The 15,139-nt window shown below is 62.7% G+C and carries 15 protein-coding genes and 1 pseudogene; 8 read left to right on the forward strand and 8 right to left on the reverse strand.

Annotated features, from left to right (window positions below; all coding sequences use genetic code 11):
* The coding region (locus tag PDO_RS01590) for a transglutaminase-like cysteine peptidase (RefSeq protein ID WP_007596958.1) at window positions 1-410 on the forward strand (410 nt) is incomplete at its 5' end.
* Window positions 411-509: 99 nt separating this feature from the next.
* Here PDO_RS01590 and PDO_RS01595 read toward each other — a convergent pair.
* The gene (locus PDO_RS01595) at window positions 510-1,763 is read right to left on the reverse strand and encodes an MFS transporter (protein ID WP_007596959.1); all 1,254 of its coding nucleotides are present in this window, start codon (window positions 1,761-1,763) and stop codon (window positions 510-512) included.
* Window positions 1,764-1,844: 81 nt separating this feature from the next.
* On the reverse strand, window positions 1,845-2,828 hold the full coding sequence (mbfA, locus tag PDO_RS01600; RefSeq protein WP_007596969.1) for an iron exporter MbfA: 984 nt from the start codon (window positions 2,826-2,828) through the stop codon (window positions 1,845-1,847).
* A gap of 192 nt (window positions 2,829-3,020) precedes the next feature.
* Between mbfA and PDO_RS01605 the strand changes: the two genes are divergently transcribed.
* Both PDO_RS01605 and PDO_RS01610 read left to right on the forward strand, forming a co-directional pair.
* Window positions 3,021-3,482 carry a group III truncated hemoglobin gene (locus PDO_RS01605; protein ID WP_007596970.1) on the forward strand — a complete coding sequence of 154 codons (462 nt, stop codon included), beginning with the start codon at window positions 3,021-3,023 and terminating at the stop codon, window positions 3,480-3,482.
* Window positions 3,483-3,678: 196 nt separating this feature from the next.
* Entirely contained in the window at window positions 3,679-4,791 is a 1,113-nt protein-coding gene (locus PDO_RS01610) for a TRAP transporter substrate-binding protein (protein ID WP_007596973.1), read from the forward strand.
* Between the two features lie 57 nt (window positions 4,792-4,848).
* Here the strand turns inward: PDO_RS01610 and PDO_RS01615 are convergent, their stop codons facing one another.
* Window positions 4,849-5,850 (reverse strand): alpha/beta hydrolase family protein, encoded by a 1,002-nt coding sequence (locus PDO_RS01615; RefSeq protein ID WP_007596974.1) that lies wholly within the window; start codon window positions 5,848-5,850, stop codon window positions 4,849-4,851.
* A 69-nt stretch (window positions 5,851-5,919) separates the two neighbouring features.
* Window positions 5,920-6,948 (reverse strand): histone deacetylase family protein, encoded by a 1,029-nt coding sequence (locus PDO_RS01620; protein ID WP_007596975.1) that lies wholly within the window; start codon window positions 6,946-6,948, stop codon window positions 5,920-5,922.
* A 284-nt stretch (window positions 6,949-7,232) separates the two neighbouring features.
* On the opposite strand from PDO_RS01620, the gene PDO_RS01625 reads away from it, so the two are divergent.
* The 3 genes from PDO_RS01625 (at window position 7,233) to PDO_RS01635 (ending at window position 10,459) form a co-directional block, all read left to right on the forward strand.
* On the forward strand, window positions 7,233-8,315 hold the full coding sequence (locus PDO_RS01625; protein ID WP_007596976.1) for an alpha/beta hydrolase family protein: 1,083 nt from the start codon (window positions 7,233-7,235) through the stop codon (window positions 8,313-8,315).
* A gap of 130 nt (window positions 8,316-8,445) precedes the next feature.
* Window positions 8,446-9,069 carry a TetR/AcrR family transcriptional regulator gene (locus PDO_RS01630; RefSeq protein ID WP_007596977.1) on the forward strand — a complete coding sequence of 208 codons (624 nt, stop codon included), beginning with the start codon at window positions 8,446-8,448 and terminating at the stop codon, window positions 9,067-9,069.
* Window positions 9,070-9,307: 238 nt separating this feature from the next.
* A complete protein-coding gene (locus PDO_RS01635) occupies window positions 9,308-10,459 on the forward strand; it encodes an MFS transporter (RefSeq protein WP_244426322.1) in 1,152 nt (383 codons plus the stop codon).
* Window positions 10,460-10,552: 93 nt separating this feature from the next.
* Here PDO_RS01635 and PDO_RS01640 read toward each other — a convergent pair whose 3' ends face one another.
* The 3 genes from PDO_RS01640 to PDO_RS01650 form a co-directional block, all read right to left on the reverse strand.
* Window positions 10,553-10,927 (reverse strand): hypothetical protein, encoded by a 375-nt coding sequence (locus PDO_RS01640; RefSeq protein WP_007596979.1) that lies wholly within the window; start codon window positions 10,925-10,927, stop codon window positions 10,553-10,555.
* A 122-nt stretch (window positions 10,928-11,049) separates the two neighbouring features.
* Entirely contained in the window at window positions 11,050-11,607 is a 558-nt protein-coding gene (locus PDO_RS01645; protein WP_007596980.1) for a GNAT family N-acetyltransferase, read from the reverse strand.
* A 39-nt stretch (window positions 11,608-11,646) separates the two neighbouring features.
* Window positions 11,647-12,237, reverse strand: coding sequence for a helix-turn-helix domain-containing protein (locus PDO_RS01650; protein WP_007596985.1), 591 nt, complete (start codon window positions 12,235-12,237; stop codon window positions 11,647-11,649).
* A gap of 182 nt (window positions 12,238-12,419) precedes the next feature.
* On the opposite strand from PDO_RS01650, the gene PDO_RS01655 reads away from it, so the two are divergent.
* The gene (locus PDO_RS01655; RefSeq protein ID WP_007596987.1) at window positions 12,420-12,653 is read left to right on the forward strand and encodes a DUF2171 domain-containing protein; all 234 of its coding nucleotides are present in this window, start codon (window positions 12,420-12,422) and stop codon (window positions 12,651-12,653) included.
* 314 nt (window positions 12,654-12,967) lie between these two features.
* The gene (gene lepA / locus PDO_RS01660) at window positions 12,968-14,791 is read left to right on the forward strand and encodes a translation elongation factor 4 (protein ID WP_007596989.1); all 1,824 of its coding nucleotides are present in this window, start codon (window positions 12,968-12,970) and stop codon (window positions 14,789-14,791) included.
* Window positions 14,792-14,847: 56 nt separating this feature from the next.
* Here lepA and PDO_RS01665 read toward each other — a convergent pair.
* A pseudogene (locus PDO_RS01665) lies at window positions 14,848-15,139 on the reverse strand (argininosuccinate synthase); the annotation flags it as partial.

The following is a 15,139-nucleotide window of genomic DNA, read 5'->3' on the forward strand; positions in this document are numbered from 1 at the left end:
CCGACCATGGCTGGAGCGTGATCAGCGAGATCAACGCTACGGTCAATCATTCGGTCACACCGATGACCGACCTCGAAATCTACGGGCGCGATGAAGTCTGGGTCTACCCGACCGATGTCGGCGATTGCGAAGACTTCGTCCTGCTGAAGCGTCGCAAGCTGATGTCTGCCGGGTTTTCGGCAGCCGACCTCTTGATCACCGTTGTCCGCAAGCCGGATGGCGAAGGCCATGCCGTTCTGACCGTGCGCACCCAGTCGGGCGATTTCATCCTCGACAACCTCAATGACGAGGTGAAGCTGTGGAACGAAACGCGCTACACCTATCTGAAGCGCCAGGCGAGCTATGATACCGGCCGCTGGGTCACGATCGAAAACGGCAATGCCGACGTTCTGGTCGGCGCGCTGCGCTAGAGCGATTCCAGCAAAAGTGGGAACCGGTTTTGCGTCCGGAATTGCGTAGAACCAAAGAGATAGAGCATTGAAAGCGACCCCATTTTCGCCGGAAATGCTCTAGGCTGATTGCGACGGCGGCCCTGCGTCCAGCCTGACCAGCGCCAGCATGGCGATGGTCGAGACGGTCGCGACCAACACAAGACAGGCGAGCGCTGCGGCCGGCCCCAGTCTTTCATTCAGCAATATGATCGAAAACGGCGCCGCGGCCGACAACACCATGCGGACGCCGGACAGCGCGCCCGTGCGGCGACCATACCCGTCGGGGCCGAAATAATGCAGCGGCAGCATGCCGCGCACGATCGAGGTCAGGCCCTGCCCGATGCCGTAGACCACGGCAAAGGCAAAAATGGCGATCGGCCAGGGCTCGACCACCGTCAGGCACAGCAGGGCCATGGCCAGCGTGATCGCGACGGCGGCGATGACTGCCGTCAGGGGCGGTGAAAACAGGCTGCGACGGAGATATTCGATCAGCCGCGCACCAACCTGCGACGGGCCGATGAAACTTGCGGCAAAGGTGGCCGTGGCGGCGGCAAAGCCGAGATCGCCGAGCAGGACCAGCAGGGCAGCGCCGATCGCCGACATGACAAAACCGCCACCGGCAAAGCTGATCGCCATCAAGACCATCTGTCGCCTGTCGCTTGCGACAGGTGGCGCCGGCTGCGACTGCATCTCTTGACCCTCGGCCTTGGCCCCGTCGCCCCGTTGCGGCAGCGCCTTGGCCCCGCCAACGTCAGCACGCACAGGCACACGTACTGACACACCCTTCGGCATCGCGAGATGGATCGGCAGAGCGATCAAAAGGTTCATCGCGGCCAGCACGAGATAGACATCGCGCCAGCTCATCAGCGTCAGGAGCCATTGCAACAGCGGCCAGAAGATCGTCGAGGCAAAACCGGCAATCAGCGTCACAAGAGTGATTTCGGCCCGCGCCTGCCGGCCATATCGCTGGGCAAGGGCTGCAAATCCGGCGTCATACTGCACGGCGATCGCGACGAACTCGGCGGCCAGCGCAATCGCCGCAAACTGCCAGGCGTTCTGCATCACTGCGAGCAGCACCAGCGCAAGTGCTGCCAGCAGCGAACCGAGGCTCATCACCAGCCGCGCGCCAAAGCGGTCGATCTGGCGACCGACAATCGGGGCCGAGACGGCACCGGCCAGCAGGCCCAGCGAAAAAATGGCAAAGACAAAACTTTCGTCCCAGCCGAATTCGCCGGCAATCTCCGGAGCCAGAACGGAAAAGGAGTAATAGAGCGTGCCGTAACCGATGGTCATCGAGACGCCCAGACCGATGGTCGCGGGAGACAGTTTCATGCGGATCCAGTTAAGTCCGTTGCATGGCAGCCAGATGACAACCCGCCTGCCCCGACGTCAACCTCCACATCAACCTTGGCCTTATCCATGCCCGATCAGCACACCGGCGGCCAGCACCAGTGAACCACCGAGCACGACCTGCATGGCGGCCCGCCAGAACGGCGTCTCCATGTAGCGGTTCTGGATGAAGGCAATCGCCCAGAGTTCGAAAAACACCACCACCGCCGCCGTGACCGTCGCTGTCCAGAAATGCGGAATGAGATAGGGCAGCGCATGACCTAGCCCGCCAAGCGCCGTCATGATGCCGGAGGCCAGGCCGCGCTTGATCGGCGAGCCACGGCCGGACAGCTTGCCGTCATCGTGCGCGGCCTCGGTGAAGCCCATCGAGATGCCGGCACCGACCGAGGCGGACAGGCCGACCAGGAATGTCTGCCAGGTGTCGCCGGTGGCAAAGGCTGCGGCAAAGATCGGCGCCAGGGTCGAGACCGAGCCGTCCATCAACCCGGCCAGGCCCGGCTGGACATAGGTCAGGATGAACTGGCGGCGCACCGTGTCGTCCTCTTCGACCCTTGCATCGCCCGACACATGCTTTTCTTCCAGCATGGCGGCGGTCTCTTCATGACCTTGTTCGGCCAGCGCGAGATCGCCGAGCAGCTTGCGGATCCCGGCATCCGATGTGCGCTGCATGGCGGAATGGTAGAAGCGGGCAGCGCCCTCCTCCATGCGTTCGGCTTCGGCGCGGATCTGCGCCAGCGTCTGGCTCTTGCGCAGCCAATCCGGCTTTCGATCGTAGAAACCGCGGACATGTTCGCGGCGGATCAACGGAATGCGCTCGCCGAAGCGCTCGCGATGCATCGCGATCAGCATGTTGCGATGTGTGTGCTCGACCTCGGCCATGTCCTCGAAGACCTTGGCCGATTGCGGAAAATCGGCGCGCAACTGGTCCGCATAGGCCAGATAGATACGCGCATCGTCTTCTTCCGACGAAATCGCCAGGCCGAGGATTTCCTGCTCGCTCAGGCTGTCGAAGGGCCGCTTGGCCGATGCAAAGGCAGACAATTTCATCGCCGTCATTCCTTTTTAGAATTATTCTAAATAGCTAGCGCAGAGGCCCTGCGAGGTCAAGTCGCAGGCCAACCGGTTTGACCAAAGCACCAAGATCGGTGAAACAGGGGCAGCAAGACGCCGGGCAGACGGCGCCGACGGAGCGCCGCATGGACCATGATCCAGCGCAGACGCCGACAAGGAGTTCAGGGCATGACGGAATTGAGCGGCCGCGCCGCAAACCGGGCCGATATCATTGCGCGGGCTGAAGCCGAGATGACGCGCATCGGCGTCGACCAGGCTTTCATCGACCGGCTGGTCGACACATTCTACGACCGCATCCAGCAACATCCCAATCTCGGGCCCGTGTTTGACGCCCGCCTGTCGGGACGCTGGCCGGAGCACATGGTCAAGATGAAATCCTTCTGGACCTCGATCGCCTTCAAGACCGGCGCCTATGGCGGCAAGCCGGTCCAGGCGCATCATGGCGTCGAAGGCCTGGCGGAAGAGCTGTTCGGCCAGTGGCTGCAACTGTTTGCCCTGACGCTGCGCGATGTCGGCGCATCGCGCGAGGCAGGGGACTGGTTCATCAACACGGCGGAACGCATCGCGAAAAGCCTGGTGCTGTCGCTGTTCTACAATCCGGCCCTGGACGATCCCAACCGCCAGCCGTAAACCCCGCTTCCATCCCCGTCTCCAGTAGCGTCCAAATCCAACTGATTGCGCAAAACGGGCAAACTGCGCAAGAAGCGCGATATTCCGGTTACCTTTTGGACAAGATTACACGCTTTTCGACTTGCACCCCCCGTCCTGCACCATTAGACCGCAGCCGGGAGCTGAGGGATTTGGAAACATGCAAGGCAAGAGATCAATGAACCGCCGTCAATTCATCACGCAGGCCGGCGTTGCCGGCATGGGCGCAGCCGCGCTCGCCACGCCGGCCCTTACCACTCCGGCCATCGCCCAGGAAAATCCGACGATCACCTGGCGCATGACATCGTCCTTCCCCAAGAGCCTCGACATCATCTTCGGTGCGGCCACCGACATCGCCGAAAGCGTCTCGAAGGCCACCGACGGCAAGTTCCAGATCCAGGTGTTTGCGGCCGGCGAAATCGTCCCGCCGCTGCAGGCTGCCGACGCGGTCACCGCCGGTACGGTCGAGATGGCCCATACCTGCTGCTACTACTACATCGGCAAGGATCCGGCCTTTGCGCTCGGCACCGCCATACCCTTCGGCCTCAATGCGCGCATGACCAATGCCTGGTTCACCGCCGGCGGCGGCAACCAGCTGCTCAACGAGTTTCTCGCAGGCCACAAGCTCTATGCGCTGCCCGCCGGCAATACCGGTGCCCAGATGGGCGGCTGGTATCGCAAGGAAATCAAGACGATCGACGACCTCAAGGGTCTGAAGATGCGCATTGCCGGCCTCGCCGGCGACGTGATGAGCAAGGTCGGCGTCACGCCGCAGCAGATCGCCGGCTCGGATGTCTATCCGGCGCTGGAAAAGGGCACGATCGACGCCACCGAATTCGTCGGCCCCTATGACGACCTGAAGCTCGGCTTCTACAAGGTCGCGCCGTATTACTACTATCCGGCGTGGTGGGAAGGCGGCCCGACCGTGCATGCCTTCTTCAATCTCGACAAGTTCAACGAGCTGCCGGAAAGCTACCAGAGCATCCTCACCGATGCCTGCGCTGCCGCCAATGCCCGCATGCTCGCCCGCTACGACGCTTCGAACGCCACCGCGCTTCGCGAACTGGTCGCCAATGGAACCCAGTTGCGCGCCTTCTCCTCGGAAATTCTCGATGTCTGCCACAAGGCTGCCAAGGAGACCTATGCCGAGTTGAGTGCCAAGAACGAAAACTTCAAGAAGCTGTTCGACAGCCAGCAGGCGTTCAAGCAGGACGCCTATCTGTGGGCACAGATCGCCGACTACAGCTTCGACACCTATCAGATGATCCAGCAGCGCCAGGGCAATCTCTAGGCCCAAACTGCTGCATTGACGCTTGCGACGGCCCGCTGAGTTGCGGGCCGTTTGCGTTTATCGGACGTCGTGGAGGAAATCCGCGATGCGCATTGCGACCGCATCATGCACGGCGCGCCGATCGACGCCCGCTGCATCGCGGAACAGGTCCGGAGACAGTTGCGTTCCGATCTTCGATCCTTCCGGCAGGAAGGTGTAGTGACCTATTCCACCGGTGATGATCTCGAGCGCGCTGCCTTCAATGTGGCTGGCCAGCCAGTCACAGCACTCGGATGGCGGCGCCACGTCATCGGCATCGCCTCCGATGACAAAGACCGGACGGGACATGGCTGCAAGGCTTTCGACGGCATAACCGAGCACCGAGCGCCCCGGCGCGATGGCGATCGCGCTTCGAAACCGCGGATCGGAAAAGTCGGAGCGCCGGCGCTGCCAGGATTTGCGGAAAACCGGATTGGCCTGCAGGCCGGGCAGCTGATCGGCAAGATCGGGAAACTCCCGCGGGCCGCGGACCGGGCTCTTGACCGGATTGTCCGGCTCGAACTGCGAATAGGCGACACGGGCGCCGACCAGTTGCAGTGCCGTATAGGCGCCGGCGGAGAAGCCTGCGACATGGGCTTGTTCATCGATCGATCCGCCGAGTGCGCGGCGCCAGGACGGATCGTCCAGCAGCGCGACAAGATCGGCGGCACGCTCCCAGAGACAGAGGAACCCTTCGGCCCGATAGCGCTCGCTGCCGGTATGACCATGATGGTCGACGGCGAGGGCGACATAGCCCCGCTCTGCCAGCCGATACGCCAGCCAGGCCATGGCGGACGCACTCGCACCGCTGCCATGCGAGAGCAGAACCAGCGGATGCGATCTGTCGCATGGCAGCGGCGCGATCGGCGCATCCCGCGCGACCGGCTCCTGCCTGAACCATGACACTTGCCTCGGAACCTCGGCAGTCGCGCCCTTTGAGGCCGGATACCAGGCGGTCCAGGACAGCGGCCTGATGCCGGTGCCATCCCAGTTCTGCCGAGTCGCATCGAAGCTCTGGCCTTCCCTATAGCCGACCGTCATGCCTCACCTTCGCGCACGAAGACATTCGAGTGGAAGAGGCTGCCGCGATCCTTTGCGATCATCCTGTCGTCAGCCCTCCAGACCCTTCAGCACATTGGCGACATTGAGCCCGATTTCCGGCACGCCGTAGCCGCCCTCCATCAGGGTCAGTACCGGTATGCCGGTCTTGGCGATCATCTCGCCCATGCGGATATAGTCCGGCGTCTTCAGCTTGAAGAAACTGATCGGGTCCTGCTCGAATGTATCGACACCCAGAGAGACGACAATGACCTCGGCGCCATAGGCGGTGATGCGCGTCAGCGCGTCGGCCAGTGCCGCCGACCAGACGTCGAAAGGCGTGCCGGAGGGCAGCGGGTAGTTGGCGTTCAAGCCCTCGCCCGCCCCTTCGCCGGTCTCGTCGGCATAGCCTAGAAAATAGGGGAAGGCATTGGCCGGCTCGCCATGCAGCGAGGCAAAGAAGATATCGTCGCGGCGATAGGTGATGTCCTGCGTGCCATTGCCATGGTGGAAATCGACATCGAGAATGGCGACCTTGCGGGCGCCGAGATCGAGCAGCCGCTGCGCGGCCACCGCCGCATTATTGATGAAACAATAACCGCCGAACAGATCGATACCGGCGTGATGGCCGGGCGGGCGGCAGAGCGAAAAGGCAAACCGGTTGCCGGCGTTCAACCAGTCGCCCCCTGACAGCGCGACATCCATCGAGGCCACCGCCGCCTCATAGGTGCCGCCCGAAATCGCGGTCTCGGCCGAGTTGGCATAATAGCCGAGCGCACCGTCGATATGGTTGGGCACCCGGGCGATCTGGCTGCGCCGGCACGGAAACGAGGTCGCGATCGCCTCGCCCTGGAAACCGGCCGCCTGCCAGCGCTCCCAGCAGGTGGCGAGGAAATCGAGATAGCCGGCGTCATGCACTTTCAGCGCTGTCTTCAGCCCGTGTTCGGCCGGCGCGTGCACATCGGTGAAACCTGCCTCCTTGACGGCTTCCAGGATCCATTCGGCCCTGAACGGCCCCTCGAACGGCTTGACCAGCAGGCCGCCATGCAGCTCGGTGCTTGCATCGCGAAGCCGGTGTTTTTCCGAATAAAAGACGCGCATTGCTGTTCCCCACCTGGCGGACCATTGTCCGCTCTTTCATTTTTCTGAACCTAGCGTCAGGCGCTTCGGATCGGCAAGGGAGGTGCGGATATTTCCGATCGTCGGACCAGAAATTGTCGCAAGTCGCGGCGCGAGCCGACGATCGCTCGAACTTCACCCAAGCCGACGCTGGATCACCTCGAAGACTGGATCGTGATCAAGGACGTTCTCGATCGCGATCTTGGGCGTCCCGCACACCGATCTGGCGTGAAACATCCTCGTTCTCCAACTCGAACGAGGCTCAAATGCGCGCTCTCCTTGCCATGCTCACCCTTGCACTCCCCACCGCTCTCGTGCTCGCCAGCGAGACGGCCTTTGCCGCCCAAGCTGTCGGCGTTCAAACGCTTGCCATCACCGCGCCTGCCCGCGCGGAACCGCTCTCGGTCACCGTCTGGTATCCGGCCGCATCCGGTGGTGATCGCACGACTGTCGGTGACAATCGCATCTTCGAGGGCACCGAGGTGCTGCGCGACGCCATCCCTGCCAGGGGCGATTTTCCGCTCATTCTTCTATCCCACGGTTCCGGCTCTCGCGCCCTCGGCATGGCCTGGATCGCCACGGCTCTTGCCGAAGCGGGATTTGTCGTCGCCGGTCCCGACCATCCCGGCACGACAAGCGGCGATTCCACGCCAGAAGCGACACCGAAGATCTGGGAGCGAACGGCCGACCTGTCCGCCGTGCTCGACAGCCTCACCACCGATCCGATCTGGCGCGGCGTGGTCGATCCGGCCAAGGTCGGTGTACTCGGCTTTTCGCTCGGCGGCACGGCGGCGATGGAGATCACCGGCGCAAGAGCAAGTCTCGACGCTTACATTGCCTATTGCGCCAGCTATCCCGCGATGATGGACTGCCGTTGGTTCAAAGGCGGACGCGGCTTCGTCGATGACGAAGAGATCAAGGTGCCGCCGCTCGACCTTAGCAGCGTGGACCGCCGGCGCTTCGAACAATCCAACCGCGATCCGCGTTTCAAAGCGGCCGTTCTGGTCGATCCGGGCCTTGCCACTGCCTACACACCGGCAAGCCTCGCAGCGATCGACATCCCGCTCGCCTTCGTCAATCTCGGCAGCACCGGCTACATTCCCGTCGCCGTGTTGTCCGACGCGCTGGCAACAAAAATTGCCGGCGCGACCTACAGGCAGATCGACAGGGCCGACCATTTCAGCTTCCTGCCGCTCTGCAAGCCGGGCTCCGCCGCCATGCTGAAGCAGATCGGCGAACCGGATCCGATCTGCGAAGAGAGCCCTCAGCGCTCACGTGCCGATATCCATGCAGAAGTCGCGGATCACATCGGCAAAGCCTTTGCCCGCATGCTGAACGACCCCGACTGAGCAAAGACCCGGAGGCTGCATGGCGACCGCTGTGTTCGCCATGCAATCAAAGCACCGCGTTCGCCACTTGACGTTTTCGATCTATGCGCCTATTTGGAAACAATCGTTTCCTATTTGATTGGCACAGCCGATGACCGTCCCAGATACCGCCGCCCATTCTCCCACCCGCTCTCCCGGCCGCCCGCGCGAATTCGACATGGATGTCGCGCTTGATGCCGCCATCCGGATTTTTTCGGAAAAGGGCTATCACGGCACGTCGATCAACGAATTGAAGGCGGTCATGGGCCTGACCGCCGGCAGCATCTACAAGGCGTTTCGCGACAAGCGCGACGTCTTCATGGCCGCCTACGATCGCTACAAGCAGGTCCGCGCCGATTTGCTCGACGAGGCGCTGGCCTCGGCCTGCAACGGACGCGAAAAGGTCTCGCGCGTGGTCGGTTTCTACGCCATGGCCGCCTGTGGCGAGACCGGCCGGCGCGGATGCCTGGCGATCGGCGCCGCCGTCGAACTGACCCTGTCCGATCCCGAGATCGCCGAACGCGTCAGCTTGCACAACGAGCGGCTCGTCGGGCGCATCGAGGCTTTCATTCGTGAGGGCCAGGCCGATGGCTCGATCCGGCCCGACCTTGTGCCGGCACCCACGGCGCTGGCGCTGTTTTCCTATCTCCAGGGCATTCGCATCGCCGGCAAGACCGCAGCGCTGGAAGCCCAGACGCTCGCCTCGGCCGAAGCCGTGCTCAGACTGCTCGACTGACAAACCGGCCGATATTCAGGTGTCCGCCAAGCCTGCCTCGCCCGGCTTGGCGCGCTTGCCCGTCCTGCCCGCCCTCTCCCGCAAGTTTCCGCCTTATCCCCTCGTTCGTCTTTTCCTCCCAAGGATACCTCCGATGACCCTCCAGAACGCCACTGCCAAACCGCTCGCCCCCAATGGCCCATCCAGTGGACAACCTTCCGGCCCATCCACTGGCCAACCCTCTGGCCTCTCGGCCGGCATGACCTTGATGATGGCTGCCGCCTGTGGCCTGATTGCTGCCAATCTCTACTATGCGCAGCCGCTCGCCGGGCCGATCGCCACCGCCATCGGCCTTCCGGTCGAAGCCACCGGACTGATCGTCACACTCACCCAGATCGGCTACGGGATCGGGCTTTTGCTGCTGGTTCCGCTCGGAGACCTGGTCGAGAACCGGCGGCTGATCGTCGGCATGATCGGTCTGGTCACGCTCGCTTTGATCGCCGCCGGGCTTTCGACCACGCCCGGCCCGTTCCTGGCGGCCTCGCTTGCCATCGGGCTTGGCTCCGTCGCCGTGCAGATGATCGTGCCGTTTGCCGCCAATCTGGCGCCCGACGCGGTGCGCGGGCGTGTCGTCGGCAATGTCATGAGCGGGCTGATGCTCGGGATCATGATGGCGCGACCGGTCGCGAGCGTGATTGCCCACCTCTTCTCGTGGCACACCATGTTCTATCTCTCGGCCGTGGTCATGGTCGCGCTGGCCGCCTTGCTGTGGACGCGGCTGCCGCGCCGCGCACCTGTGGCAAAACTGAGCTACCTGCAACTGATCGGCTCGATGGGCCGGCTGCTTGCCACCCAGCCGGTTCTGCAGCGCCGCGCCGCCTACCAGGCCTTTCAATTCGCAGCCTTCAGCCTGTTCTGGACGGTGACGCCGCTTTATCTCTCAGGCCCTGCCTTCGGCCTGAGCCAGGGCGGGATCGCGCTGTTTGCGCTCGCCGGCGTCGCGGGCGCCATCGCATCGCCGATTGCCGGACGGCTGGCGGACCGCGGTCTCGTGCGCCCGGCCACCGCCTTCGGCCTGGCAAGCGTCGCCGTCGCCTTCCTGATTACCCATATCGCCGCGGAAGGATCGAGCCTGGCGCTGGCGCTCTTAACTTTTGCCGCCATCCTGCTTGATTTCGGCGTGACCATGACGCTGGTCACCGGACAGCGATCGATCTACGAGCTCGGCGCCGATCTGCGCAGCCGCCTCAACGGGCTGTTCATGGCGATCTTCTTTACAGGTGGCGCCATCGGCTCGGCGCTTGGTGCCTGGGCCTTCGCCTCCGGTGCCTGGTCGCTCGCCTCGATGATCGGCCTTGCCCTGCCGGTTCTGGCGCTGGCCGTGTTCGCCACGGAAAAGCGTAAGGGATAAGCTGTCAGAGGAGCTGAAACAGAAAAGGGCGATCTCCTCAGGTCAGTGACCGTGGAAATCGCCCTTGCCCCCCGGCCCCCGCCGTATTCGGATTTATTCGACCAGATTGATCTGCTGGGTTTCACCGCCGGAGCAGGTATAGCAGCAGTCCGTGCAGGTTTCGCCATTGTCCGGGCCCGTGCCCCAATAGGAGGCGCGGTCGCCGGAAATCCAGGCGCCGTAGCAGATCTTCTCGCCTTCCTCGCAGGCCAGCGATATGCTTTTCGCCTCGCCGTCATCGAGGTAATAGACTTCGCCATCGCCCGGCCAGACATGGTCGCGATCCTGGCTGTAGAGCTCGACCTCGACCGCATTCGGATGATCGTTCTGCATCACGAAGGTGACATCGGCGGCCAGAGCCGGCGCCGCGACCAGGGCTACGAGCGCCAGCACTGCAAGCCACAACGCGCGGCTCTTTGACAAAAGCATGTTTTAGATCCCCAACTAGAAATTCCGCCCGCAGCAATAGCATAAGGCCCGATGACGGAAAGGGGATCGCGGCGCAGCCGGGGTGGCAATTTTTGGTACACGCCGTTCAAGATGCGCTCAACTCAGGCGCTTGTCGAAGCCAGATTCTTGTAAAAAATGGTGGTGTCGCAGAAGCGGCCATCGGGAAACAGCGCATAGGCCGGTATGACGCCGGTTCTTTGCCAGCCGAGCTTCTCATAGATGCCTTCCGCCGGCTCGCCGGTCGCGGTGTCGAGCACCAGAAGCGTGCGCCCGGCCTCGACGGCACCGTTTTCGGCAGCTGCCATCAGCCGGCGGGCGAGGCCCAGACCGCGCGCGCTTCGATGCACCAGCAGTTTCATCAGGTCGGCGCGATGCGGCTGGTTCGGCTTGCTGGCAAAACCGATCTGCACCGTACCCCGCACCCTGCCCTCGACTTCGGCCACATAGAGCAGCACTTCGCCGCGGCCGACGGCGGCAGCAACGCCCTGCCAGAAGGGCACGCCGTCGGACGGCGCAAATGGCGACATGAAGCCGAGCGATGCGCCCCCGTCGATGCAATCGGCCAGCACCTCGCAGAGGTCAGGCAAAACCCGGAGCGTTTCAGCTTCGTCGAGCAGGCGGATGGCGGTGGTGGCAGTGGTAACAGTGGCGGCAGTCATGGCAATGTCCTGAGGCTGGGTGTTGATTTGGGAACGAGATTAAGAGCCGAGATTGACGACCACCGCATAGCGGGCCGCAACGGCGCCTGGATTGCGGTAGCCATGCACGTCGGCGACATGCATGAACAGGCAATCACCCGCCGACAGATGATGCACCTCCTCGCCGACGGTCATGACGATCTCGCCTTCGAAGACCCAGATATGCTGGGTCTGGCTGCGGCTGGAAAGCTTTCCGGGGAACCGAACCTCGGCGCCGGCCGGAAACTCGACCTCGATGATATCGACGGTGCTACCGGTGCCCCCGCCAATACCGGGCGGCGACACAGCGCGGCGCAGATAGCCGCTGTCGGGATCGCGCCAGAGCGGCTGGTCCGCCCGGCGTGCCAATGGGCTGGCCTGCTTGACTTGATTGTCGAAAAACACCGACAGCGACACGCCGAGCGCCGAACACAGCCTCGCCAGCAAGGCCGCCGTCGGGCTTGCTTCGGCGCGCTCGACCCGCGAGATCATTGCGCGACTGACCCCGGACAGGTCCGCCAGCGCATCAAGCGTCAGGCCGCGTTCGGCCCGCAGCAACTTCAGCCGCTCGGCCACTGTCTTTTCAAACTGTTCGCTGATTGATTCCATCATAAGAGAATAGTCGTACTCTTATGATGGAGTCAATCCGGCGGGTTGTGGCTGGCGGGCTGTCGGCAAAAGAAATCAAAGGATGGGCAAGGATTGCGGAACAAAAGCCATGCATCGCGCTTTGTTCGCAAAGTGACACGACCACACAAAACCATCACGCGTCACCATCCTCAGGAGGAACCCCGATGATTTCCGCTGACCAGATCCGTGAACATATGGAAGTGATTGCCGTCGATGGCTCGCATGTCGGCACCGTCGATCATCTTGAAGGCCAGAGCCGCATCAAGCTGACAAAGACCAGCGCGCCGGACGGCAAGCACCACCTGATCCCGCTCGACTGGGTCGATCACATCGACAAGCATGTGCATCTGTCGAAAAGCATCACCGACGTACACAGCCAGTGGACGACGATGAACTGACGACGCACCAGCCCGCGGCAACACCCGCCGGAACGTCACGCAATATTCCCACAGCCGCGGCACCCTGCTGCGGCTGTGTGCGTTTCGGCGCGAGCGCTTGGTGGCGAAAAACCGGCCGGGCGATTCGCCGCAATAGCAAGTAACGACGATCGGCAATCCGAACCGGCAAGCCATTTGCCGGCCTTTTCGGCAGTGCAGGTTGACGTCACGCCGCAAGCGACGAGGCGGATTTGCGCAAGAAAGCCACCGTTTCTGGTGATTTGACTCAAATTCCCGCTATGCGCTGAAACGGCCCGCTGCTATATGCGCAAGCCATGAGCACAGATAACCGTACGCCCCTCGACCATATCCGCAATTTCTCGATCGTGGCCCATATCGACCACGGCAAGTCGACGCTGGCCGACCGTCTGATCCAGACGACCGGCGGCCTTGCCGAGCGTGACATGTCCGAGCAGGTGCTGGATTCGATGGATATCGAACGCGAGCGCGGCATCACCATCAAGGCCCAGACGGTGCGGCTGCACTACAAGGCCAACAATGGCGAGACCTATATCCTCAACCTGATCGACACCCCCGGCCATGTCGACTTCGCCTATGAAGTCTCGCGATCGCTCAGCGCCTGCGAAGGCTCGCTGCTGGTCGTCGACGCCTCTCAAGGGGTGGAAGCCCAGACGCTCGCCAATGTCTATCAGGCGATCGACAACAATCACGAGATCGTCACGGTCTTGAACAAGGTCGACCTGCCGGCCGCCGAACCCGACCGCATCCGCGAGCAGATCGAGGAAGTGATCGGCATCGACGCATCGCAGGCCGTGCTGATTTCGGCCAAGACCGGTTTCGGCATTCCGGACGTTCTGGAAGCGATCGTGCACCAGCTGCCGCCGCCGAAGAGCGAAATGGGCGAAAAAGGCCCGCTGAAGGCGCTGCTCGTCGACAGCTGGTACGACACCTATCTCGGCGTCATGGTTCTGGTGCGCGTGCTTGACGGCGTGCTGACCAAGGGCCAGACGATCCGCATGATGGGCACCGATGCCAAGTATCAGGTCGAGCGCGTCGGCGTGCTGACCCCGAAGATGCTGGCGGTCGATAGCCTCGGCCCCGGCGAGATCGGCTTCTTCACCGGCTCGATCAAGGAAGTGGCCGATACCCGCGTCGGCGATACGATTACCGAAGACAAGAAGCCGACAGCAAAAGCGCTGCCGGGCTTCAAGCCGGCCCAGCCTGTCGTGTTCTGCGGCCTGTTCCCGGTCGATGCGGCCGATTTCGAAGACCTGCGCGCCGCCATGGGCAAGCTTCGCCTCAACGATGCGTCCTTCTCGTTCGAAATGGAATCGTCAGCGGCGCTGGGTTTCGGTTTCCGCTGCGGCTTCCTCGGCCTGCTGCATCTCGAAATCATCCAGGAGCGCCTCGAGCGCGAATTCAACCTCGACCTGATCGCGACCGCCCCTTCGGTGGTCTACAAGCTGTTCATGACCGATGGCACCGAACGCGAACTGCACAACCCGGCCGACATGCCAGACGTGGTGCGCATCTCGGAAATCCACGAGCCGTGGATCAAGGCAACCATCCTGACGCCGGACGACTATCTCGGCGGCATCCTCAAGCTCTGCCAGGACCGCCGCGGCATCCAGACCGAACTCACCTATGTCGGCAAGCGCGCCATGCTCACCTATGAGCTGCCGCTCAACGAAGTGGTGTTCGATTTCTACGACCGCCTGAAGTCGATCTCCAAGGGTTATGCCTCGTTCGACTACCATCTCGACGCTTACCGCGAGGGCAATCTCGTCAAGATGTCGATCATGGTCAATGGCGAGCCTGTCGATGCGCTGTCCATGCTGGTGCACCGATCGGCTGCCGAAAAGCGCGGCCGCGACATGTGCGAAAAGCTGAAAGACCTGATCCCGCGCCACATGTTCAAGATCCCGATCCAGGCCGCCATCGGCGGCAACGTGATCGCCCGCGAAACCATTTCGGCCATGCGCAAGGACGTCACCGCCAAGTGCTACGGCGGCGACGCATCGCGCAAGCGCAAGCTCTTGGACAAGCAGAAGGCCGGCAAGAAGCGCATGCGCCAGTTCGGCAAGGTGGACATTCCGCAGGAAGCGTTCATCGCCGCCCTGAAGATGAGCGACGAGTGAGGTAACGACCCGGAACAGCATGTCCGGGTCGAAATCCAAACCTTGGTCGGTCGCACCTAGCGAAGTGCGTCCCTGTTCCTGGCACCCCAATTCCTGAGCCTCAGGCCGGTCAGCCGGATGAAACCTTCGGCATCGTGATGGTCGTAGGAGCCTGAGCCTTCCTCGAAGGTGACAAGGTCGGCATTGTAGAGCGAGTATGGGGATGAGCGGGCAATGACGCTCGCGGAGCCCTTGTAGAGCCTGAGCGTCACGTCGCCGCTGACGAATGCCTGGCTTTTGTCGATCAGGGCCTGAAGCATCTCTCGCTCGGGCGAAAACCAGAAACCGTTGTAGATCATTTCGGCGTAA

The organism is Rhizobium sp. PDO1-076, from assembly GCF_000247475.1.
Taxonomy (GTDB): domain Bacteria; phylum Pseudomonadota; class Alphaproteobacteria; order Rhizobiales; family Rhizobiaceae; genus Allorhizobium.

Coding starts and splice junctions, on each gene's coding strand:
- PDO_RS01595 (WP_007596959.1), bottom strand. CDS start 1,763: ATGAAACTGTCTCCCGCGACCATCGGTCTGGGCGTCTCGATGACCATC.
- mbfA (WP_007596969.1), bottom strand. CDS start 2,828: ATGAAATTGTCTGCCTTTGCATCGGCCAAGCGGCCCTTCGACAGCCTG.
- PDO_RS01605 (WP_007596970.1), top strand. CDS start 3,021: ATGACGGAATTGAGCGGCCGCGCCGCAAACCGGGCCGATATCATTGCG.
- PDO_RS01610 (WP_007596973.1), top strand. CDS start 3,679: ATGAACCGCCGTCAATTCATCACGCAGGCCGGCGTTGCCGGCATGGGC.
- PDO_RS01615 (WP_007596974.1), bottom strand. CDS start 5,850: ATGACGGTCGGCTATAGGGAAGGCCAGAGCTTCGATGCGACTCGGCAG.
- PDO_RS01620 (WP_007596975.1), bottom strand. CDS start 6,948: ATGCGCGTCTTTTATTCGGAAAAACACCGGCTTCGCGATGCAAGCACC.
- PDO_RS01625 (WP_007596976.1), top strand. CDS start 7,233: ATGCGCGCTCTCCTTGCCATGCTCACCCTTGCACTCCCCACCGCTCTC.
- PDO_RS01630 (WP_007596977.1), top strand. CDS start 8,446: ATGACCGTCCCAGATACCGCCGCCCATTCTCCCACCCGCTCTCCCGGC.
- PDO_RS01635 (WP_244426322.1), top strand. CDS start 9,308: ATGACCTTGATGATGGCTGCCGCCTGTGGCCTGATTGCTGCCAATCTC.
- PDO_RS01640 (WP_007596979.1), bottom strand. CDS start 10,927: ATGCTTTTGTCAAAGAGCCGCGCGTTGTGGCTTGCAGTGCTGGCGCTC.
- PDO_RS01645 (WP_007596980.1), bottom strand. CDS start 11,607: ATGACTGCCGCCACTGTTACCACTGCCACCACCGCCATCCGCCTGCTC.
- PDO_RS01650 (WP_007596985.1), bottom strand. CDS start 12,237: ATGATGGAATCAATCAGCGAACAGTTTGAAAAGACAGTGGCCGAGCGG.
- PDO_RS01655 (WP_007596987.1), top strand. CDS start 12,420: ATGATTTCCGCTGACCAGATCCGTGAACATATGGAAGTGATTGCCGTC.
- lepA (WP_007596989.1), top strand. CDS start 12,968: ATGAGCACAGATAACCGTACGCCCCTCGACCATATCCGCAATTTCTCG.